This is a genomic window from Microbispora sp. NPDC088329, from assembly GCF_040685655.1.
Lineage (GTDB): Bacteria > Actinomycetota > Actinomycetes > Streptosporangiales > Streptosporangiaceae > Microbispora.
The window spans coordinates 76,065-97,205 of sequence record NZ_JBFBIP010000006.1; the positions used below are offsets into that span (position 1 = coordinate 76,065).

13 protein-coding genes are annotated in these 21,141 nt (G+C 73.6%); 8 read left to right on the forward strand and 5 right to left on the reverse strand.

The window, feature by feature from the left end:
* The first annotated feature begins 100 nt into the window (after positions 1–100).
* A complete protein-coding gene (locus AB0O28_RS14275; RefSeq protein ID WP_363639985.1) occupies positions 101–481 on the forward strand; it encodes a PLDc N-terminal domain-containing protein in 381 nt (126 codons plus the stop codon).
* Between the two features lie 240 nt (positions 482–721).
* On the opposite strand, the gene fusA is transcribed toward AB0O28_RS14275, so the two are convergent.
* Positions 722–2,833 (reverse strand): elongation factor G, encoded by a 2,112-nt coding sequence (fusA, locus tag AB0O28_RS14280; protein ID WP_363639987.1) that lies wholly within the window; start codon positions 2,831–2,833, stop codon positions 722–724.
* A gap of 505 nt (positions 2,834–3,338) precedes the next feature.
* Between fusA and AB0O28_RS14285 the strand changes: the two genes are divergently transcribed.
* The 4 genes from AB0O28_RS14285 to AB0O28_RS14300 all read left to right on the forward strand — a co-directional run bounded on the left by AB0O28_RS14285 (position 3,339) and on the right by AB0O28_RS14300 (position 8,605).
* A complete protein-coding gene (locus AB0O28_RS14285) occupies positions 3,339–4,340 on the forward strand; it encodes a phosphotransferase (protein ID WP_363639989.1) in 1,002 nt (333 codons plus the stop codon).
* Between the two features lie 180 nt (positions 4,341–4,520).
* On the forward strand, positions 4,521–5,576 hold the full coding sequence (locus tag AB0O28_RS14290; protein WP_363639991.1) for a sugar phosphate isomerase/epimerase: 1,056 nt from the start codon (positions 4,521–4,523) through the stop codon (positions 5,574–5,576).
* 193 nt (positions 5,577–5,769) lie between these two features.
* Positions 5,770–6,162 carry a hypothetical protein gene (locus tag AB0O28_RS14295; protein ID WP_363639993.1) on the forward strand — a complete coding sequence of 131 codons (393 nt, stop codon included), beginning with the start codon at positions 5,770–5,772 and terminating at the stop codon, positions 6,160–6,162.
* A gap of 109 nt (positions 6,163–6,271) precedes the next feature.
* Positions 6,272–8,605, forward strand: a complete 2,334-nt coding sequence (locus AB0O28_RS14300; RefSeq protein WP_363639995.1) for a DUF4132 domain-containing protein — start codon at positions 6,272–6,274, stop codon at positions 8,603–8,605.
* Between the two features lies 1 nt (position 8,606).
* Here AB0O28_RS14300 and AB0O28_RS14305 read toward each other — a convergent pair whose 3' ends face one another.
* Positions 8,607–9,992, reverse strand: a complete 1,386-nt coding sequence (locus AB0O28_RS14305) for a cytochrome P450 (protein ID WP_363639997.1) — start codon at positions 9,990–9,992, stop codon at positions 8,607–8,609.
* 156 nt (positions 9,993–10,148) lie between these two features.
* Between AB0O28_RS14305 and ligD the strand changes: the two genes are divergently transcribed.
* Positions 10,149–11,333 (forward strand): non-homologous end-joining DNA ligase, encoded by a 1,185-nt coding sequence (gene ligD / locus AB0O28_RS14310; RefSeq protein ID WP_363639999.1) that lies wholly within the window; start codon positions 10,149–10,151, stop codon positions 11,331–11,333.
* Here the strand turns inward: ligD and AB0O28_RS14315 are convergent, their stop codons facing one another.
* The 3 genes from AB0O28_RS14315 to AB0O28_RS14325 all read right to left on the reverse strand — a co-directional run bounded on the left by AB0O28_RS14315 (position 11,334) and on the right by AB0O28_RS14325 (position 18,094).
* Positions 11,334–13,976, reverse strand: coding sequence for a GMC oxidoreductase (locus AB0O28_RS14315; protein ID WP_363640001.1), 2,643 nt, complete (start codon positions 13,974–13,976; stop codon positions 11,334–11,336).
* Positions 13,977–13,997: 21 nt separating this feature from the next.
* Entirely contained in the window at positions 13,998–15,119 is a 1,122-nt protein-coding gene (locus AB0O28_RS14320) for an alpha/beta fold hydrolase (protein ID WP_363640003.1), read from the reverse strand.
* A 71-nt stretch (positions 15,120–15,190) separates the two neighbouring features.
* On the reverse strand, positions 15,191–18,094 hold the full coding sequence (locus AB0O28_RS14325; RefSeq protein ID WP_363640005.1) for an AAA family ATPase: 2,904 nt from the start codon (positions 18,092–18,094) through the stop codon (positions 15,191–15,193).
* Between the two features lie 227 nt (positions 18,095–18,321).
* On the opposite strand from AB0O28_RS14325, the gene AB0O28_RS14330 reads away from it, so the two are divergent.
* Positions 18,322–20,823 (forward strand): molybdopterin-dependent oxidoreductase, encoded by a 2,502-nt coding sequence (locus AB0O28_RS14330; RefSeq protein ID WP_363640007.1) that lies wholly within the window; start codon positions 18,322–18,324, stop codon positions 20,821–20,823.
* Between the two features lie 115 nt (positions 20,824–20,938).
* Positions 20,939–21,141 (forward strand): hypothetical protein (locus AB0O28_RS14335; protein WP_363640009.1); only part of this gene is annotated, 203 nt, incomplete at its 3' end.

Here is a 21,141-nt window from a genome sequence, read left to right on the forward strand (position 1 = left end):
GGTCGGTGCCACATCGGGAAAGATCACCTACCGGGAAAGTCCCGCCGGACGAAGATCGGTTCCACTACGCTCTGCGCGTCTGGAACTGGGAGGAGTCGGGATGCCCCTCATCTACGGCGGGTTCGGTCTGGTTCTGCTCGCCTTATGGATCTTCTGCCTGTTCGACGTGATCGTCACGGCGGAGGAGGACTGCCGCAATCTGCCCAAGGGGTTGTGGATCCTGATCGTTCTGTTCCTCCCCGAGGTCGGGTCGATCCTGTGGCTGGTCGCGGGCCGGCCGCAGACCGTTACGCGGCCCGGCGGGCTGCCGTACAAGGGCAACACCGGGCGCTTCCCCGAGTACGACCGGCCGGGCCGGTTCGTCCCCTCCAACCCGGACGACGACGAGGAGTTCCTCCGCCGCTGCCGGGAGCGGGCCGAGGAGCAGCGACGCGCCCACCGCGAGCAGCAGCGTCAGGCGGAGAAAAACCAGGACCAGTAGTGGCGTCCTCATGTCGTGACCGTGGTGCGGTTTTGTCCTCACCGCGAACTCCCGCCGCCGTCGGCCGGCCAGTCCCGGCGGCATCGGAGACGCGAAAGCCGTGGGGCGCGGCATGGACCGGCTCAACCCGCTCGGCGCAGGGTCCACGTCCACGCGTCACGAAGGCCCCGTTCACGTGTGCGCACGCGTGAGCGGGGCCCCCGCCCGGTGTCTCCGACCGCCCCCGATCTCGGCTACCGGCTACCGGGCCACGCCTGGCCGGGAACCGGTCGCCGTACCGGTCACCTGCGCGTAGCCGGCGGGCCGGCTGGTGAAGGCGCCCCTGCCCTGGGTCCGGCCGCGCAGCCGGGCCGCGTACCCGAACAGCTCGGCCAGCGGCACGGTCGCGGTGACCACGACGGTGCCCGCCCGCGCCGCCGATCCGGTCACCCGGCCGCGCCTGGCCGCGAGGTCGCCCAGCACGCCTCCGACGGCGTCGTCGGGCACGGTCACCGTGACCTCGGCCAGCGGTTCCAGCAGGGCCATCTCACCGGCACGCAGCGCCTCCCGCAGCGCGAGCCGCCCGGCCGTGCGGAACGCCATCTCCGAGGAGTCCTTCGGGTGGGTCGCACCGTCGGTCAGCGTCACCCGCAGGCCGGTCACCGGATGACCTCCGAGCGGGCCCTCGGCGAGGGCGTCCCGGCAGCCGGCCTCCACCGCTGCGACGTACTCGCGGGGCACCCGGCCGCCGGTGACCGTCGACCGGAACACGAAGCCGGCATCGCGGCCGGCACAGGGGTCGGCATCGTGCCCCAGCGGCTCCACGTCGAGCACGACATGGGCGAACTGCCCGGCGCCGCCGTCCTGCTTGACATGCCGGTACAGCATCCCGGAAACGCCGCGGACGACCGTCTCCCGGTAGGCGACCCGGGGCCGCCCGACGGCGACGTCGAGCCCGTGAGCGCGGCGGAGCCTCTCCACCGCGACCTCCAGGTGCAGTTCGCCCATCCCCGACAGCACCGTCTGACCCGTCTCCGGGTCGGTGCGGACCGACAGCGAGGGGTCCTCGTCGGTCAACCGGGCCAACGCGGTCGCGAGCCGGTCGGCGTCGGCGGTCCCACGTGGCTCGACGGCCACGGAGACCACCGGCGCGGCCGCGACGGGCGGCTCCAGGACCAGCGGCGCGGCGGGAGCGCAGAGGGTGGTTCCCGCTCGGGCCGCCTTGACCCCGGCCACCGCGACGATGTCCCCGGCCGTGGCGGAGTCCGTCTCGGCGTGCCGGTCGGCGTGCACCCGCAGGATGCGGCCGATCCGTTCGGTGCGCCGGGCGGCGGCGTTCAGCACGAGATCTCCTCTCCGAATCGTCCCCGAGTACACGCGCAGGTAGGTCAGCCGCCCGGTGGGGGCGGCGTGCACCTTGAAGACCAGCGCGGCGAACGGCGCCGCCGGGTCGGCCGGCCGCTCCACCTGTTCCCCCTGCCAGTCGCCGCGTACGGGCGGCACGTCCGGCGGCGCGGGCAGGTAGGCCAGGACGGCGTCCAGGAGCGGTTCGACGCCCCGGTCGCGGTAGGCCGATCCGCACAGCACCACCACGGCCTCACCGCTCAGGGTCAGGTCGCGCAGGGCGGCGGTGAGAGTCGGCGCCGAGATCTCCGGCCGGGAGCAGAACTCCTCCAGCGCCCCCGGATGGAGCTCGGCCACCGTCTCCTCGAGCAGGCGGCGCCGCCGGTGGGCCTCGTCCCGGAGGCCTTCGGGCACCGGTCCCTCCGTGACCGTGTCACGGCCGGCGTGCCACACCAGCGACCGCATCCGCGGCAGGTCCACCACGCCGGCGAACCCGTCCTCCCGCCCGATGGGGAGCTGGACGACCAGCGGGGTGACGCGCAGCCGCTCGCGGATCGACTCGACCGCCGTGTCGAGGTCGGCCCCGGCGCGGTCCATCTTGTTGACGAACGCGATGCGCGGCACGCCGTACCGGTCGGCCTGCCGCCACACGGACTCGCTCTGCGGCTCCACACCGGCGACGGCGTCGAACACCGCGATCGCGCCGTCGAGCACCCGCAGCGACCGCTCCACCTCGTCGGTGAAGTCCACGTGACCCGGGGTGTCGATCAGGTTGATCCGGTGGCCGTTCCACACGCAGCTCACGGCCGCGGCGAAGATGGTGATGCCGCGGTCGCGCTCCAGGGGGTCGAAATCGGTGACGGTGGTCCCCTCGTGCACCTCACCGCGCCTGTGGGTGACACCGGTGAGGTAGAGGATCCGTTCGGTGACGGTGGTCTTGCCCGCGTCGACGTGGGCGAGGATGCCCAGATTGCGGATGCCGGTCGGCGGGACGAGGTGATTGCGGTTCCAGTTGGCGCGCATGGCCATGTCTTTCGGTGTCCTTCGGGAAGGTTCCTGCGATGGCGGCGCGATTGCCTGACGAGACGAACCGGCCGGATCCCGGCCGGAACGACCCCCTGGGACGGGCGACACGGCGGCCCGCCGGCGGTGGCGAGCGGGTCACGTGGAAGCGGGCGCGGTGATCCGCGCGCGGTCCCGGGCCCTTGCCAGGGGTGTGAGATTCGTCAGGAACGTCCGGTGCCGGCCGCGCGGCCCGCACCGGGAAGCGACGTGGACACCAGGATCACCTCGTGCCGTGACCGGAGGACGACGACCGCGATGCGCTGGGGCATGGCAGGCTCTCCTCTCTCGGCCGAGGCGCGCGCCGGAGCGTGGCCGCGCGCGTGATCACCGGTGAGTGTACGGAAACCGTCCCGGGCCGGAAACGGATTTTTCATTCGTCCCGCACCATGACGGATGGGGATACGACGATCCGCAAGATCACGAGGGAAGATCTGACGGACACTTTTCCCGGGATCCGTGAGGAGAACACATGCAGGTCCACGACCTGTCCGGGGGCGGCGACGTCCTCACCCGCATCGAGGGGGTCGCCCGCCGTGCACTCAGGCACTACGACGTCTCCTCCGGGGCCGCGGTGACGCTGCTCAACGTCTCGGAGAACGCGACCTTCACGGTCGACGACGGTGGGCGTACGGCGATCCTGCGGGTCCACCGGCTCGGCTACCACGCGCCGGAGGCCATCGCCAGCGAACTCGCCTGGCTGGAGGCGTTGCGCGAGGAAGAGGGCATCGTCACACCGCGCGTGCTGCCGGCGCGGGACGGGTCACGCGTCGTCACCGTGCGGGAACCGGGCTCCGAGCCCCGCCACTGCGTGATGTTCGAGTTCCTTCCCGGCGCCGAACCGGCCGAGGACCGGCTGGTGGAGGAGTTCGAACAGCTGGGAGCGCTGACCGCCCGCATGCACCGCCACGCCCGCGCCTGGGCGAGACCGGCGTCCTTCACCCGCTTCCACTGGGACCTCGACGCCGCCTTCGGCCCGCGGGCACGCTGGGGCAGGTGGCAGGACGGCGTCGGCGTCGACAGGGAGGCCCGCGACGTGCTCGCCCGGCTGGAGACGGAGCTGCGCCGCAGGCTGGAGCGGTTCGGCAAGGGCCCGGGCAGGTACGGGCTCATCCACGCCGACCTGCGCCTGGCCAACCTCCTGGTGGACGGTGAGGCCGCGATCAGCGTCATCGACTTCGACGACTGCGGCCTCGGCTGGTACCTCTACGACCTCGGCGCCGCCGTCAGCTTCATCGAGCACCGGCCCGAGGTGCCGCACATGGCGGAGTCGTGGGTGCGCGGCTACCGGTCCGTGCTCGACCTGCCGAAGGAGGACGAGGCCGAGATCTGGACGTTCATCATGTTCCGCCGCCTGCTCCTCGTCGCGTGGATCGGCTCCCATCCGGCCGCCGGCATCGCGAGGGAACTCGGCGCCGGGTACACGCGGGGCAGTTGCGAGCTGGCCGAGCGCTACCTGGGCGGATGGCTCTGAGGACCGGCGTTCGTCACCATGCGGGACGTGACGAGGAGGACGGCGAGGTGTCCCGTGACGTGGACCGGGGCAGTACGGACGGCGGCAGTGGGGACGACCGCAGTACGGGCGCGCCGTCAGTGCGGCGGCGCACACCGCCCATGAGCGGGGCAGGATCGCGCGCTTCGCGGAGGTGACGGGATGACGGCGCCCGCGGGCCCCTGGGCGGTGCGGGTGGCGAGCGCGCCCGTCAACTTCGGCGTCTACCGCGCCGGCGGCACCCCGCCGGAAGCGGACGGGATGCTCGCGACGATGCGCGACGCCGGCTACGACGGCACGGACTCCGGGCCGATCGGCTACCTGGGGACGGCCCGGACCCTTCCACCGCGGCTCGCGGCGCACGGTCTCGGGCTCGCGGGCGGCTGGGTGGACCTCCGCTACGGCGACCCGGACGGCTTCGGCGAGGACCTGATCGCGCTCGACGCCGCCCTCGATGTCTTCGCCGCCGCCCGAGACGCCGCCCGAGACGCCGCCCGAGACGCCGCCCGAGACGCCGCCCGAGGCGCCGGGTCCGGCGCCTCGGGCCGCGAACCGGACCGGCGGGCGGCCGGGGTGGCGTGGGCGGCCGATCCGCGGTTCGCGCCGCGGCCGACGCTCGCCTGTCCGGACCGGCCCGAGCGGTTCGCCCGCCCCGGCATGCCGGCCGACCACCGGCTCTCCCTGCCCATCGGCGACTGGCCGGCGTACGCACGGAGGATCGGGCAGGCGGCGGCCCGCTGTCGCGACCGCGGGCTGGAGCCCGTCTTCCACCACCATCTCGGCACCGACGTGGAGACTCCGGAGGAGATCGAGCGGCTGCTCGACCTGACCGACGTCTCGCTGTGCCTGGACACCGGGCATCTGTGGCTGGCCGGGGGCGACCCGGTGGCGGCGATCCGCACCTGGTCCTCGCGCATCCGCCAGGTGCACGTCAAGGACGCCTCCCGGGACGTGCTCGCCCGGATCCGTGGACGCGGCGGCGATCTGTGGGAGCTGGTCGCGGCGGGCGGCTTCCCGCCTCTCGGGCAGGGCGACCTGGACCTGCCCGCCGTACTGGCCGGGCTGCGGCGGGCGGGCTACGAGGGGTGGATCGTAATCGAGCAGGACATTCCGGCCTTCCGCGCCTCGGACGCCGAGGCGCTCGGGCGGGCCGTCGCCGACCAGCGGGCCAACCGCGCCGCCCTCGGCGAGGCCCTCGGCGCCGCGGGCCTGGCCTGACGGGCGCAGCGGACAGGCCCGGAGCACGGGCGCGGCCAAGCCGGCACGGGCGGCGCAGCGGGCGGACCTGAAGCGCGCTCCCCGGCCGGGGACGTCCTCGATCGGGCCGGAGCACCGGACGCGAAGCGGATTTGTCGTCCGCCACTGCTATAGATTGCGCCAACTTCCGATCTTCAGAGAAACGGATCGCCCAATGGCGTCAGTGATGTTCCGCGATGAGACCGCGACAGGCCGCGCCCTGGCCGAGTTCTCCCTCCCGGACCTGCCCGACCGGATCACGGCCCGTGAGCTGGTACGTCTGCGCGTCCGCGAGGAGGTGGCGCGCTACAACGCCTCTCCCGCCCCGCACTTCCGCGGTCTGGTCACGCCGACGGACGCCGAGGCGGAGCTGAACGGCTACCGGATGCGCACCGCCCGCACGCTCGACTGGGAGAGGCAGGCCGACGCCGCCGAGGCCGCCTTCGCCCGCAACGGCTTCCTGCTGCTCGTCGGCGACCGGCAGATCGAAACCCTCGACACCGAGATCGACCTGACCGTCGATCCGGTGGTGTCGTTCGTCAAGCTCGTTCCGCTGGTCGGAGGCTGACGGTGGACGCGTGGGCTACCCGAGCCAGGCCGACACGGCCGGACCGGAGACCTCCGGCGATCACGGACACCACGATCACCGACACCGCGATCATCAGGCAGGTCCGGTCATGAACATTCACGGCACGCCCCTGTCCCCGCGGGCGCGGTTCCTGCACGACCTGATGACGGGAGCCGTGAGGCATGGCCGGCGGGAGCGGTACCTGCGGGATCTGCGTGCGGGGGTCGTCACCGCGAGTGCCGACCACAGTCTCGACGCCTCGCGACTCAGCGCCTACGAGCTGGGAGCGCTGCTTCCCGCGACGATCCGCGTCGACGTGGAGAACGGCGATGCCGTCGACGCACGATGGGAGGTCGAAAAGGAGATGAGGGAGCGTCAGCCGCTGTTCACGCCGGAGGCGTGCGCCGGTCTGTTCGACGCCATGGCCGGGCGACAAGGGGACATCCGGGTCGCGGTGGGCGCGCTGGTCCGGTGCCCCGCGGGCGCGCCGCTCGACCGGCTGGCCGATCCGGCCCGCGTCATGGTGCAGCGCCTGCTCCGAGAGGATCGGCTCGATGAGCCCTTCCCGCTGCTGGCGGCCGCCGGGCTCGCCGGGCTGGACGCCGAGGTGGCCGAGCGGCTCACCGCCGGGCGCGGGCCGCTGGCCGTGGCCGAGGTGGAGCTGCTGCTCGGCTGGGATCCCACGCGGCGGGCGCTGTTCGCCGAGTTCGTGCGGGAGACCTCCGAGACAACGCCCTCATACTCGGCCCCGCCGCCGCTGCCCGACGCCCGGGAGCGGCTGAGCGTCCTTGCCGGTTACGCCGCCTTCGCCCGCACCACCGTGGAGGCGGCCGCCGCCCGCGTCGACGCGATCCACGCCGGGGAGCTGCCCTACCGCGCGGAGAAGGCGTTCGGCATGGGGGAGAAGCGGACGATCGGCCGCGCCGTACGGATCGCGCTCCTGCGGGACGAGCCGTGGCTGCCCGGGCCACTGGAACGGCTGGTGCGCGGCGTCGCGGTCGCGCCCACCAAGGCCAAGACCCTGCCGTCGCAGGGCGTGCTGTTCGAGATCGCCCGCGCGGCCGAGGAACATCCCACCCCGGAGGCGGTCACGGCCCTGCGCGTCGCCAGGAACCTGACCCGGCACGCCGGGGTGCCCAAGCAGCTCGACCGCATGCTCAAGCGCATCGAACCCGCGCTGGCCGACCGGGTGGAGGTCGCCTTCCGGCTGCCCGGGCCGCCCGGCGGGCGCGTACGCGAGACGCTGGGCGAGCACACCGCGGTCATCTCGATCGAGGGCGAGGCCGAGCTGTCGTGGTGGCAGGGCGACAGGAAGCTCAAGTCGGTCCCGGCCGCGGTCAGGCGGGAGCATCCCGAGGAGGTCAAGCGGCTGCGCGAGCTGGCGAAGCAGGTCCGCCTGCAGCAGACGACCCTGGTCAGGGCGTTGGAGGCCGGGTTCGCCCACCAGGTCGCGCCGCCCTACCGGCAGCTCGAGGGGCACCCGATCGCGGACCGGCTGATCTGGGAGTTCGAGGTGTCACCCGGGGTGTGGCGCAGCGAGCTCGGGCTGACCGTGCCGGACGTCCCCGTGCGGCTGTGGCATCCGGCCCGCGCCACGCCGGACGAGGTGCGGGCCTGGCGCGAGATCGTGCAGGACAAGGAGCTGCGCCAGCCGTTCAAGCAGGCCTTCCGCGAGGTGTACCTGCTGACGCCCGCCGAGGAGGAGACCGCGGTCTACTCCAACCGGTTCGCCGGGCACGTGGTCGGCTACCACAAGCTGTACGCGCTGCTCAAGCAGCGTGGGTGGCGGGCCCCCTACCTGGGCCCGTGGGACGGCGGCGTCGACGGGGAGGCCAGGCGCGTGCTGGGCGGGGGCGGCTGGCGGGCGACGTTCCTCCACGACTACCTCTGGGACGAGGACGGATACGCGGCCACCGGCCAGGTTCGCTTCGAGGGGGCGGCCGACGACGGATGGCGCGAGGCGCCGCTGACGGAGGTGCCCCCGCTGGTGTTCAGCGAGGCGATGCGCGATGTGGACCTTTTCGTCGCGGTCGCGTCGATCGGGGCCGACCCCGAGTGGTTCGACCGCGGGGCGGACCGGCTGCGGGACTACTGGCGGTCCTACGGCTTCGGCGATCTGTCCGAGACGGCCGAGGTGCGTCGCGACGCGCTCGCCCGGCTGCTGCCGCGGCTGGCGATCGCCGATCGGTGCGCGCTGACCGATCGTTTCCTGGTGGTGCGGGGTGACCTGCGTACGTACAAGATCCATCTGGGGTCGGGCAACATCTTGATGGAGCCCAACGACGCCTATTTGTGCATCGTGCCGAAGAGGTCGGGCGACCGGGTGTTCCTGCCGTTCGAGGAGGACGGCGGCATGCTGTCGGTCATCGTGTCCAAGGCGTTCCTGCTCGCCGCCGACACCACGATCACCGATCCGACGATCACCCGTCAGATCCGGCCGTGACTCACTGCGCCCGCAGCAGCTTCCGCAGGAAGGCCCGCAGGCCGGACCTCGGGCGCCAGCCGCCGTCGTCCTCGGCGACAGGCGGCGCGGGTTCGCCGGCGCCTTCGACCACGGGGGGCGGCGTCGGGACGAAGCCGGTGTTGAGCTCGTAGCGCACGGGCAGGGAGCGCAACGCGCGGATGAAGGGGGAGGCGCGCCAGGCGAGCTCGTCGTGGGGAACCGCCGGCTGCAGCGTCGAGAACCGGTCGAGCAGCCGGCGCACGGCGATCGTCGCCATCTGGCCGGCCAGCCGCTGGCTCGGGCACCGGTGCGGGCCGGCGCCCCACGCCAGGTGGGCGCGGGTGCTGCGGACGGTGTCCCGGAGCGCGGAGGCGAACCGCGGGTCGGCGTGCGCGCCCGCGATGGACAGCATCACCGGGTCGCCCGCCGCGATCGTGAAGCGGCCGAGCTGCACGTCCGTCCTGGCGTAACGGAAGGTCAGGTTGGCCAGCGCCGGGTTGCCCAGGGCGACGCGGTTGACCGTCTCCTCGATCGCACCGATCGACACGGTCTCCCGCAGCCGGGGATTGGTGATCACCTCGAGGATGACGTTGCAGATCAGGCTGCCGGTGAAGTCGAGGAAACCGGACAGCATGAACAGCTCGCGGGCCAGTTCCTCGTCGGTGAGGTCCGGTTTGGCCTCGATCATGTACGACGGCAGGTCGTCGCCGCGCCGCTGCCGTTTGACCGTCGCCAGTTCCAGCAGAGTGGCGAACAGCCGCTGGTACGCCCCGGCGGAGTCGGGGCCGTCCAGCAGGCGCCACTGGTCCATCACCATGTCCTCGCCCCGCTCGAGGGTGACGCCGAGCAGGTGGTTGGCGACGAGCAACGGGAACGGCCGCCCGTACTGGGCGGCCAGATCCGTCCGGCCGGTCGGCCCGCCCTCCGCCATGACCCCGATGAGGTCGTCGCAGTGTCTCAGCATGGCGCGTTCCAGCCGCTGCGCCTGCTCGCCGCCCGGTTCCTGGAACGGGCGGAGCCCCTCGTTCCAGGCGCCGCGCAGACCCCGGTGCCTGTCGCCGTCGTGGAAACCCGAGTTGTCGGCGCCCAGGAGGGCGAGCAGCGGCCAGTCGGCGGGCACCCGTCCCTCCGCGTACGCCCGCCAGTTGTCCACGCGCTTGCTCCAGACGTCGCGGACGTTCTGCATGACGTGCAGCACCTCGTCGTAGCCGCACACGAACCAGACCGGCACGCCGAGAAGTTCGACCGGGGCCACCGGGCCGTACATGGCGCGCAGGCGCTCGTGGACGAGCGCGGGATCGGCCTCGTAGTCGGCGGTGAGCAGAGGTTCCAGCGGTAGCGAGATGAGACCTTCCAGGGCCGACGCGGACCGTCTGTCGGAGATCATGGGCGTGCGCCTGCCTTTCGGGTCGCCGAGCCGTTCCTCAGGCGATGCGAACCTCGTGTATGGGCGGCGATCTTAGAGTGTCCGCCCGCAAATGTCAGCGCCCGGCTCCACGCGTGCTGCCGGGGCGGGGGCGGAGTGCCGACGTAGTGTGGCGGCATGACGCTGGAGCTCGACGGCAGGATCGTGAAGATCACGAATCCGGACCGCGTGGTCTTCCCGCGGACCGGGCACACGAAGCTCGACCTGATCTCCTACTACCGGGTGGTCGCCGAGGGGGCGGTGCGCGGCGTGGCCGACCGGCCGGTGATACTCAAGCGCTTCGTTCACGGCGTCGACCGGGAGGCGTTCTTCCAGAAGCGCGCGCCCGCCAAGCGCCCCGAATGGGTGGAGGTCGTCGAGCTGAGCTATCCCTCCGGCCGTACGGCGGAGGAGGTGGTGATCCGCGACCTCGCCTGCCTGCTCTGGACGGTGAACCTCGGCTGCGTCGACCTCAACCCCCATCCCGTGCGGGCCCACGACCTCGACCATCCCGACGAGCTGCGCATCGACCTCGACCCCGTGCCCGGCGTCGGCTGGGAGCAGATCGTCCGGGTCGCCCTGGTCGCCAGGGACGTGCTGGAGGAGCACGGCCTGACCGCCTGGCCCAAGACGTCGGGTTCGCGTGGGTTCCACGTCTACGCCCGCATCGAGCCGCGCTGGACCTTCCGCGAGGTGCGGCGGGCCGCCGAGGCGGTGGCCAGGGAGATCGAGCGCCGGGAGCCGGACGTCGCCACCAGCCGGTGGTGGAAGGAGGAGCGGCAGGGCGTCTTCGTGGACTACAACCAGAACGCCCGCGACCACACCGTCGCCTCCGCCTACTCCGTACGGCCGACCGGTCTCGTCTCGGCGCCCCTGGCCTGGGACGAGGTGCCCGGGTGCCGGCCGGAGGACTTCACCCTCGCGTCCATGCCCGACCGGTACGCCGAAGCGGGCGACCCGTGGGCCGGGATGGACGAGCGGGCGGGCTCCCTCGACGCCCTGCTGGAGCTGGCCGAGACGCAGGGGCCACGGCCGGGCACACCGGCGGCGGCGCCGAAGCGGGGGCGGCGTCAGTCCGTCATGCCGCTCATCGAGATCGCCAGGGCGGCCACGCGGGACGAGGCGATGGCCGGGCTCGAACGGTGGAAGGCCCGTCACCCCGAGGTGGCCCGCCTCCTGCACCCGGCCGACGTCCTGGTCGACTCCATGCGGGGGCGCAGCTCGACCTGGACCAGGATCAGGGTCAACCTCCGGCACGTCCCCGAGCCCGACCGGCCCGGTCAGGAACCGCTCGAGGCCGACTACGACCCCTGGGCCCAGTGATCAGCCCGGGCCGTAGACCTCCCACAGCTCCCCGAGGAAGAACCGGCAGAAGCGGGCCACGGCCGCCGCGCCGTCAGGCCCGGCCGTACGGAACGTCGTGAGCATCCGCACGAGGTCGGCCGGCAGGATGCGCAGCGTCCCCGCGGCGACCACGACGGCGTCCTCGTCCCCGTCCTCCTCGACGTGCCCCTCCAGCAGGCGGGCGTGCAGGGTGGAGGTGTCCAGCCACAAACGGGTCGGCGCGCCCGGCTGGATCTCCTTGCGCCCGGCCAGCGTGCGGGGGCGGCCGTCGGCGTCCCAGAAGTGCAGGCGGTAGCACATGCGCCGCTGCCCGGCCGTCTCGCCGGGAACGAACAGGTTGAACGACCCCCGGGCGATCGGCCGCCTGCCCCCGCACGCGTCGGCCTCGACCCAGCCCTCGGCCCTGGCCTCGTGCTCGGGTTCGGTGAGGAAACGGTCGACGTCGTCGATGGTGATCGTGAGGCGGAAGGCGATCGGGAACCCTCCGGCCGTGCCCTCGGCGGCCGGAGGCCGGGCCCGGCCGGGCACGAACGCGCCGTGCATCAGGAGCCCTCGCATCTCCTCCACGAACCACAGTGAGGTCCGGCCATCGAACACGCTCGGCTCGTCCACCGGCCCGGCCGCGGGGGAACGGTCGCCGGTCGCGAGAGGACGGTCGCCGGGGGCGGCCGCCCGCTCCGGACCCGCCGGCGTTCCCGCCGTCTCCGCCGTCCGCGGTGCGGCGGCCCGCGTCACCGTCGTTCCCACCGGCAGAGCCTGCGCCCCCGCCTCTACGGACGACGCGGTGGACGGCACGGCGGACGACTCCACGGCTCCGATCCCCGCGCTCGTGACCCCTGTGCTCGTGACCCCTGCGCTCATGACCTCTGTGCTCATGACCTCTGTGCTCATGACCCCTGTGCTCCCGACCTCCGCGCTGTCGGCCTTCGCGCTCTCGACCCCTACCAGGGGTGCGGCGACGGACGCCCGGCTCTCCAGGATCCGGGTGCTCATGCGGTCGGCGAGCGCGGCGATCGTCAGCGACGGGTTCGCGCCGACCGGCCCCGGCAGGGCCGCGCCGTCCGCGACGTACAGCCCGGGGAAGCCGAAGACCTCGCCGTACGCGTCGCACACCCCCTCGCCCGGATGGCGGCCCATCGGCGCGCCGCCCAGCGGATGCACGGTCATGATCCGCCTGCGCCACCACGGCGGGCTGTCGGCGTACTTCGCGCCGAGCACGTCGCCGATCCTGCGCATGATCGCGCGCAGCCGCTCGTAGTAGTCCTCGCTGCTCTCGGCCGTCCAGTCGACGTCGAGGCGGCCGTCGCGCAGGCGCAGCCGCCCGTCGGGGACGTCCCGGCCCATGCCGAGCAGCGGCAGCGAGGTGCCCGACAGCTCGCCCCGGCCGATCAGGTCGGCCATCTCCGCCGACAGGTTGGTGTCGTGGGTGACGACGTTGCGCAGCCGCCGCAGCAGGAACCGCGTGATCCGGCCGGGTCCCATGTCCGCGCCCTCGATCAGATAGTCGAGGAACTCGGGATAGCCGCCGTCCTCGATGTAGGCGCCGCGCCCGTCCGCGCCGTCGTCGAGCCGGATCGCGCTGGTGATGACCGGTCCGCGGCTCGCCCGGATGGGCCGTGTCCTGCTCCGGTCGGTGGCCCGCAGCAGGAACGCCAGCATGTCCCCGTTGCCGCACAAGCGCGTGCCGAGCGTCCCGCTCAGGCCGGGGAAGGCCGCCCGGTTCTTCAGCAGCAGGTACGACGTGCCGTACGTGCCGGCGGCCAGGACGAGCCGGTCGCAGCTGATCGTGTGCGGCCCGGTCGCCCGCGGCCGCGCGTCGCCGTCCTCGTCGGCACGCGGGATGTGCTCGACGTACTCCACGTCGTAGCCGCCGCCCAGGCGCGGCCTGATCCGCCGGACCTCGTGCAGCGTGCGCAGGTCCGCGCCATGGTGGCGGGCGGCCGACAGGTAGGTGTGGTCGAGGCTGTTCTTGGCGCCGTCGTTGCAGCCGATGTCGCACTCGCCGCACAACCGGCACGTACGGCGCGGCACCCCGTGCAGATTGCCGTACGCCGCATCGGCGAGCGGCGCCCCCTGGCAGGGCTGCGCCCCGGGCGACGGCGCGAAACTGACGGCGAGCGGCGGCAGCCGCCAGTCGAGCCCCAACTCGGCCGCCGCGTCCCGCATGGCCGCCGTCTTCAGCGTGTCGTCGAAGCCGGGCCGGCTCAGCGGATACGGCGAGACGCCGATCATGCGCTCGACCGCGTCGTAGTGCGGATCGAGGTCGGCCCTGGTCACCGGCCACGACTCGTAGCCGCCGCCGGGCAGCGCCTGCTCGTGGACGAACCAGTCCTCGTCCTTGCGCAGCATCACGTTGGCGTAGATGAGCGAGCCGCCGCCGAGGCCGCTGGCGACCACCGAGTCGCAGTCGGAGAAGCTCCAGATGTCGAACATCCCGTACAGGCCCTCGGCCGGGTCCCAGAAGGCCCGGCCGAGCTGCGCCGGGCCGCGCGGGAACTGCCCCGGCGCGTACGCCCTGCCCCGCTCCAGGACGACCACAGACAGCCCCGCCTCGGCGAGGCGGTAGGCGGCGACCGAGCCGCCGAAGCCCGAACCGACCACGACCGCGTCGACGTGTTCCATGAGTGCTCTCTCAGTGCCGCTTCAGCGACCGCTGTGTCGCTTCAGGAAGTCGAGAATGTGCGGGAAGACGTCCCGGTGCGCGTTCGCCCCGATCAGGGGGTCGATGTGCCCGTATCCGGGCAGGATCCGCAGTTCGTGCCGTCCCGGCGCCGCCTTCGACAGGACCCGGTGGCAGACGATGTTGGAGTCGGTGAAGACGTCGTTGTGATCGCCCGTCAGGAACAGGATCGGCGTGCCGATGTCGGCCGCGTTGACCAGGTAGTCGTCGGGCAGCGCCGCGAGCCGCGGGTCGCCGGTGTCGTACTTCACCGCCCGGCCGGCGGCCACCATCTTCCGCACGTGCCGGTAGTAGTGCAGGTCGCTGGCGCCGTTGAGGTCGGCGAGCCGCTCGTGCACGTGGGTGCTCGGCGCCAGGTTGCGGTGGCGGTACATGGCGGGCCTGCCGCTGCCCCACATGAAGCTCTGCATGTGGCAGGCCGCCTCCCGGCACTCGGGATGGAAGAAGGAGACGGCGCGGGCCAGCAGCCACCGCCGCGTCAACGGGGGCGCGTCCTTGAACCGCGGGTCCAGGTACGACAGACCCGTGCCGTACTCCAGCAGCGTGGGACCGAGGGCGAGCTTGAGACGGGCCCAGGGATGCACCCGGGGGGTCAGCGCGACGCTGTTGGCGACGAGGCTGGCGATCCCGCTCACGGCGCCGGAGAACAGGCTCATGTGGAAGGACACCGACCCCAGGCAGTGGGCCACCACGTGGATCCGCCGCGCCCCCACGTGGCGGCGGATCTCGCGCAGTGCTGCCGGGTGGTCGTACTGGGCGATGTCGTCCAGCGTGTGCCGGCGGGTCTCCATGGTGTACGGAAACCTGTTGCTCATCCGGAAGTCCAGCGCCCACACCTCGCCGAACCCGCCGTCGTGCAGGAACCGGACCAGATTCGTGTGCTCCGGCATGATGAACATGTCGCTCGACGAGGTCAGGCCGTGCACGAGAAGCACGACGTCGTCCTGCGCCCCCTGCGCCGGCGCGTCGCCGCGGCGGAACCGGGTGAGTTGCAGACCCAGTTCGTCCTCCGTGGCGAAGGGATGGACCGTGACCTCGGCGTCCCCCACGCCGTCGAGCGTGAACCGGGGTATGCGGTGTTCCATTCGATCGCCTTTCTGCCGAGGGCTACCTTTCCAGGCCCACCCGCACCGGCGGCATCGTGGAAAACCCGTACTTACCGCCTGAGAGCGGTCGCCACGCCGACCCGGGAGGTGACCTCCAGCTTGGCGAAGATCCGGGACAGGTGCGTCTCCACCGTCCGGACGCTGAGAAAGAGCCGCTCGGCGACCTGCTGGTTGGTCAGCCCTTCGGCGACGAGCAGCGCCACCTCCAGCTCGCGGGGCGACAGCCCGAACCGGGGCGCGTCCCCGCCCGGGGCCGTGCTCGCGCCGCCGCCCACCCGCACGCCGAGGCGGCGAAGCTCCCGCTCGGTGCGCGCCTTGAGTGTGCGGGCGCCGCAGGAGTCGAAGATCTCGGCCGCGGCGCGCAGGCTCTCCCGCGCGCGGCCGCGGCCGTCCGGCGTCCCGAGACACGCGAGCCCGGCGGTGAGCAGGGCCCGGCCCGCGTCGAGCCGCCGCCCGCCCGCGTGCAGCAGGCGGGCCGCCTCCTCGGCGGCCACGGCCGCCGCGCACGGGTCCTGGCGGGACAGCGCGTGCGCCCGGGCGAGCGCGGCGAAGCCGCAGTACGCCGGCAGGCGCGGGTCCTCCAGCCGTACGGCGAGCGCCGCCCACTGGGCGGCCCGCGCGCTCGACTCCGCGTCGGTCTCCTGGGCGGCGTCCGCGTAGGCGAGCGTCTCGCACGCCTGCAGCAGCGTCCCCGGGTCCAGGCGTGGCGAGTCGAACCGGTTGCACGCGTCCAGCACCGCCTCGACGCCCTCGGCGTACCGGCCCGCGTTGACCAGGGCCTGTCCGCGGGCGTAGCGGGCCGTGGCCTCCCAGGTCTCGCCCGCCCCGACGCCGCGGTGGACGGCCTCGTCGCCGGCCCGCAGCGCCGCCTCGTCGTCACCGCTCCACGACTCGACCAGACAGACCTGGGTGAGCGCGAAGACGATCTGCTGGCCGGAGTCGAGCAGTCGCGCGCCCTCGACGGACTCCTCCGCGGTGGCCGCGGCCTCGGCCAGGCGGCCCGTCGCCATCAGCGTCTTGGCCCGGCCCGCGAGCAGGTTGGTCAGGATGTAGCTCTGGCCCGTCGACCGGGCGACGGCCGCCGCCCGGTCGAAGTGCCGCAGCGCGTCGCCGTAGCGGCCGAGGTAGGAGTCGGCCCAGCACAGCCAGGCGAGGGCGTCCAGCCACTCGGACAGGTGCTCGTCCGGCGCGTCCGCGAGCAGCTTGCCGGCGATCTCGGCGTACCGCAGCGCGTCGTCCGTACGGCGGGCGGCCAGGGCGGGCATCGGGCGCAGCGCCGCCACGGCGACCGCGAGGCCGGGCTCCCAGTCGTCGGCGTTGTCGGGCATCAGGTCGAGCACGGCCTGGGCGGCCCGGAAGTCCACCCGCATCATGCTCTCGGCCACCAGGCGCATCCGCATCGGCACGGCGGCGGCCGCCCGCGGGTTGGGCATGTGGCTCAGCTCGTCGAGCAGCAGCGCCCGCGCCTCGTGCGGGCGGTCGAGCTGACGCTCCATCAGCGCGCACACGCGGGCCGCCCTGCCCCGGCGGGGGTAGTCGTCCTCGGGCAGCATGCGCAGCAGCTCGCGCGCGGTGTCGCGGCCCTCGGCCAGCCTGCCGCTGATTCCCTGCGCCCAGCTCAGCTCCATCATCAGGGCGAGCCGGTCCTCCCGGGACGCGGCGTCGTCGGGCATGAGCCGCAGCGCGGCCTGCAGCCAGTGCGCCGACGTGGCCGGCGCGTGCGCGGTGACCGCCCGGGACGCGGCCACCAGCACCTCGACGGCCCGCTGGTCGCCGAGCGACCCGGAGTGTTCGACGTGGTGGGCCTGCGCCGTCGCGGGAGCCCCCAGCTCGGCCAGGTGAGCGGCGATGCGCGCGTGCGCGCCCAGCCGCCAGCCCGCCGCCGCGGATTCGTAGACCGCGCGGCGCACGAGGGGGTGGCGGAAGCGGAACCGGCCGCGAACGCTGCGGACGATGTCGCGCTCGACCAGCTCGTCCAGCGCGGCGAGCGTGGCCGCGGGCGGCACCTGCGCGGCCACGGCGGCGATGGTGGGCTCGAACTCGTCGGCGGCCACGGCAGCGGCCTGGGCCACCAGCAGCGCGCCGGGGGTCAGGTCGCCCAGCTCGACGCGGAGCGCCGCGAGGGCGGTCGGCGGCAGCTCGGTCACGTCGGTGCCGTCCATCCGGGCCAGCGCCTCCAGGTAGAAGGGGTTGCCCCCGCTGGCCTCGTACAGCGCCATGCCTCGCCCGCGGCCGACTCCCGGGCCGAGGAACTGCCGCACCTCGGTCGCGCTCAGCGGACCGACCGCGACCTCGTGCCCGCGCGAGCCCGCCGTCGCCGCCAGCCTGGCCACCCGCGGGGCGGCCTGGGCAGGGCGGTAGGCCACGGCCATCAGCACCCGTCCGGCGGGCGGGTGACGCACGACATGCTCGAGGAACTCCATCGTGCCGTCGTCGGCCCAGTGGACGTCGTCGAGGACCAGCAGCAGGCCGGAGGGCCCGGCCAGCACGCCCACGAGCTGTCGTACGGCGCGGTAGAGCCGGTAGCGGGCCAGGCCGCTGCGGTCGTCGGCGAGCGCCGGCTCGTCCTCGGGGGAAAGCTCGCCGGCGGCGAGCCCGGGGAAGACGCCGGACAGCAACGCGGCCTGCCCGGCGCCCACCGCCCGGGCGACCTCCTGGCGGCGGGTGTCGAGGTGGTCGTCGAGTGCGTCCACCAGGGCGCTGTAGGGGAGGATCTGCTCGTATTCGGCGGCGCGTCCCCACAGCGGGGTGAAGCCGTCCCGGCCGGCCATCGCCGCCAGCTCGCCGAGCAGCCGTGTCTTGCCCGCGCCGGGCTCGCCGGTCAGCGCGAGGAACTGGAACCCGTCACGCCGGCTCGCGGCGATCGCGCCCCGCAGCGCGGCCAGCGCGTCCTGCCGTCCGACGAGTGGCGTGGAAGTGCCCGAGACGACCGGCCCGGCCGTGCGTCCATTCATTCGCACCCCACACGCGAACGCGGGCCGCCCCCCGCCGGCCGCGTAGACAACACCCAGTAAAAGCACTTTACAGATCGCCGGAGTGTCCGAAGTACACCGCTCAACATTGACACCCTTTGGAAAGTATTCGAAAAGGAACCGGTCAGTTCGGGCGATTCCGGGATCAGGGGCGCATGGCACCGGGTACGGGACGCGTCGTTCACACATCGTCACCGCGGAGGTGCCAGGTGCTGGACCGGATCGCCGATCCCAGGGGGCGGCGCACGCCGTACGGACCTCCCGACGCGGTGGAACGGCTGGCCGCGGCGCTGCCCAGCCACATGCGCGACGCGCTTCCCCCGGTCATCCGCCTCGGCAGTCCCTGGCCGGTGCGCGTGGACCTGGTCCTGGAGGACGGCCTCTCCGAGTCGCAGGTCGAGCACTGGGCCCGCGCCGTCTCCGCGGCGGGCGCCAACGGCGACGCCCTCGACCTCGCGGTGCGCGGCGGCCGGATCGTCGGCGTGCGCGGCCGCGCGGGCGACCGCGTCAACCACGGCAGGCTCGACCCCCGGGAGTGGCACGCCTGGCAGCCGCGCGCGGGCCGGCTCACCCGCCCCCTGATCCGAGAGGGCGGGACAGGCGAGGACGGACGGCTGGTCGAGGTGACGTGGGACGCCGCGATGGACCGGATCGTGGCGAGGTCGAGGCACCTGCTCGCCCGTGCCGGAGGCTGGGGCCGCCTCGCCTTCCACACCGGCACGCGCCTGTTCCTGGAGGAGCACTACACCCTCGCCGTCATCGGCAAGGCGGGGATCGGCACCCCGCACATGGACGGCGACACCCGCTGGGGCGCGGCGGCCGCCGCGGCCGCGCTCGCGGCGAGCTTCGGCATCGACGGCCAGCCCGGCTCGTGCACCGACGTGGACCACTGCGACGCGCTCGCGCTGTGGGGCCACGACTGCGCCGCCTCCCACCCCGTGCTGTGGGAGCGCATGCTGGACCGGCGGCTCGGGTCCGGGCCGCCCGCCATGATCGCGGTCGGTCCCGAGGGGACGGCGGCGGCGGGGGAGGCCGACGTCCACCTCGCCGTGCGCCCCGGCACCAACGTGGCCCTGCTCAACGGGCTGCTGCACGAGCTGATCGCGGGCGGCTGGCACGACGTGGCGTACGTCGCCGCGCACACCGTCGGATTCGAACGGCTGTGGCGGGTCGTCGAGGCGTACCCCGCCAAGCGCGCGGCGGAGATCTGCGGGGTGCCGGTCGCGCTGATCGAGCAGGCCGCCGAGATCCTGGGTGCCGCCGAGCGGCTGGTGTCCACCGTGGGCCCGGACTTCCTGGGCTCCAACCAGGCGACCGCCGCCGCATGCCAGGTCAACAACGTCCACCTGCTGCGCGGCATGCTCGGCCGTCCGGGCGCGGGGCTGTTCCAGCTCGGCGGGCCGGGCTGCGACGCGCTGGAGGCGGGCTCGGCGGCGGACCTGCCCGGGCTGCGCAACTGGGCCGACCCGGAACATGTGCGTGAGCTGGCGGACCTGTGGAACGTCGACCCCGCGGTGATCCCGCACTGGGGGCCCGCCACGCACGCCGGTCAGATCCTCAGGTACGCGGAGGAGGGCTCGGTCGGGCTGCTGTGGATCACGGCGTCCGACCCGGTGACCGCGGTGCCCGGCCTCGACCGGATCCTCGCCCGGGAGGACCTGTTCGTCGTCGTCCAGGACCCGTACCTGACCGAGACCGCGCGCCTGGCCGACGTGGTGCTCCCGGCGGCGGCCTGGGGCGAGAAGACCGGCACCCTCACCGGCGCGGACCGCACCGTGCACCTGTGCGAGAAGGCGGTCGAGCCGCCGGGGGAGGCCAGGGCGGACCTCGACATCCTGCTCGACTACGCGCGGCGGATGGACCTGCGTGATCGGGACGGCCGGCCGCTCGTGCACTGGACCGACGCGGAGTCGGCGTTCGAGGCGTGGAAGGCGTGTTCCAGGGGCCGTCCGTGCGACCACACCGGGATCACCTACGAGCGGCTGCGGGCCGGCGGCGTCCAGTGGCCCTGCACGCCGGCCGGCTCCCAGGGGGCCGAGCGCCTGTACGCCGGAGGATGCTTCGCCACCGGCCCGGGGCGCTGCCAGACGTTCGGGGCCGACCTCGCCACCGGGGCCGAGTACGGCGAGGAGCGATACCGTGCCGAGGACCCCGGAGGGCGGGCCTTCCTCCACGCCGCCGACTTCGAGCCGTCTCCCGAGGTCGCCGACGACGAGCACCCCCTGGTCCTCACCACCCGCCGGGCGCTGCGCCGCTTTCCGGCCCGGCTGGCCCGCCTCGGCGCCGCCGTGCCCGAGCCGTTCCCGGCCGAGCCGTGCCTGGAGGTCCACCCCGGGGACGCCGCGGTGCTCGGTGTCGAGGACGGCGACCTCGTCCGGGTCGAGTCGCCCCGCGGTGTGCTGGAGGCCGTCGCGCGGCTGTCCGGCGTACGCCCGGGAGCCGTGGTGCTGCTGCTCGACGGGCAGGGCGAGGCCACGGCGCGGGCGGCGGCGGAGCTCACGCTCACCGCGTGGGATCCGGTGTCCCGGCGCCCGCTGCGCACCGCCACGGCGGTCCGGCTGGTGAAGGCCGGGCGGCGCGGGGACGCGGCGATGGAGGAAGGCCTCTGCTCACCGGCCGCCGCGCATCTCGGCCGCAATGTGACCACGTGGCCCGAGGTGACGGCCACAGCCGGAGGAGGGGAGGCGCCGGAACGCTACGAGGAGGTCTGACGTCCGCGATCGCCGGAGACGAGGTGGGTCGGCCTACCGGAAGGAAGCGACGAGCCATGATCCCTGCACGCGCACGCACCGCTTCGGGGGACGCCGCCCGCGGGTGGGACGATCCGTGAGCGAGCATCTGGCGCGCTATCTGGAGACGCTGTCCCGTACGCAGCACGAGCTGTCGTCCGGGTTCCGCGCGCTGCGGCGCGGCCATCCCCGGGAGGCCGACCTGTGCGGCGTCTGCGAGCGCCTGGCCGCGCAGTGCCACGATCACGCCGATCGGCTGGAGACCTTCCTGCGTCGGTGCCGCTCCGCCGATCCCCGCGA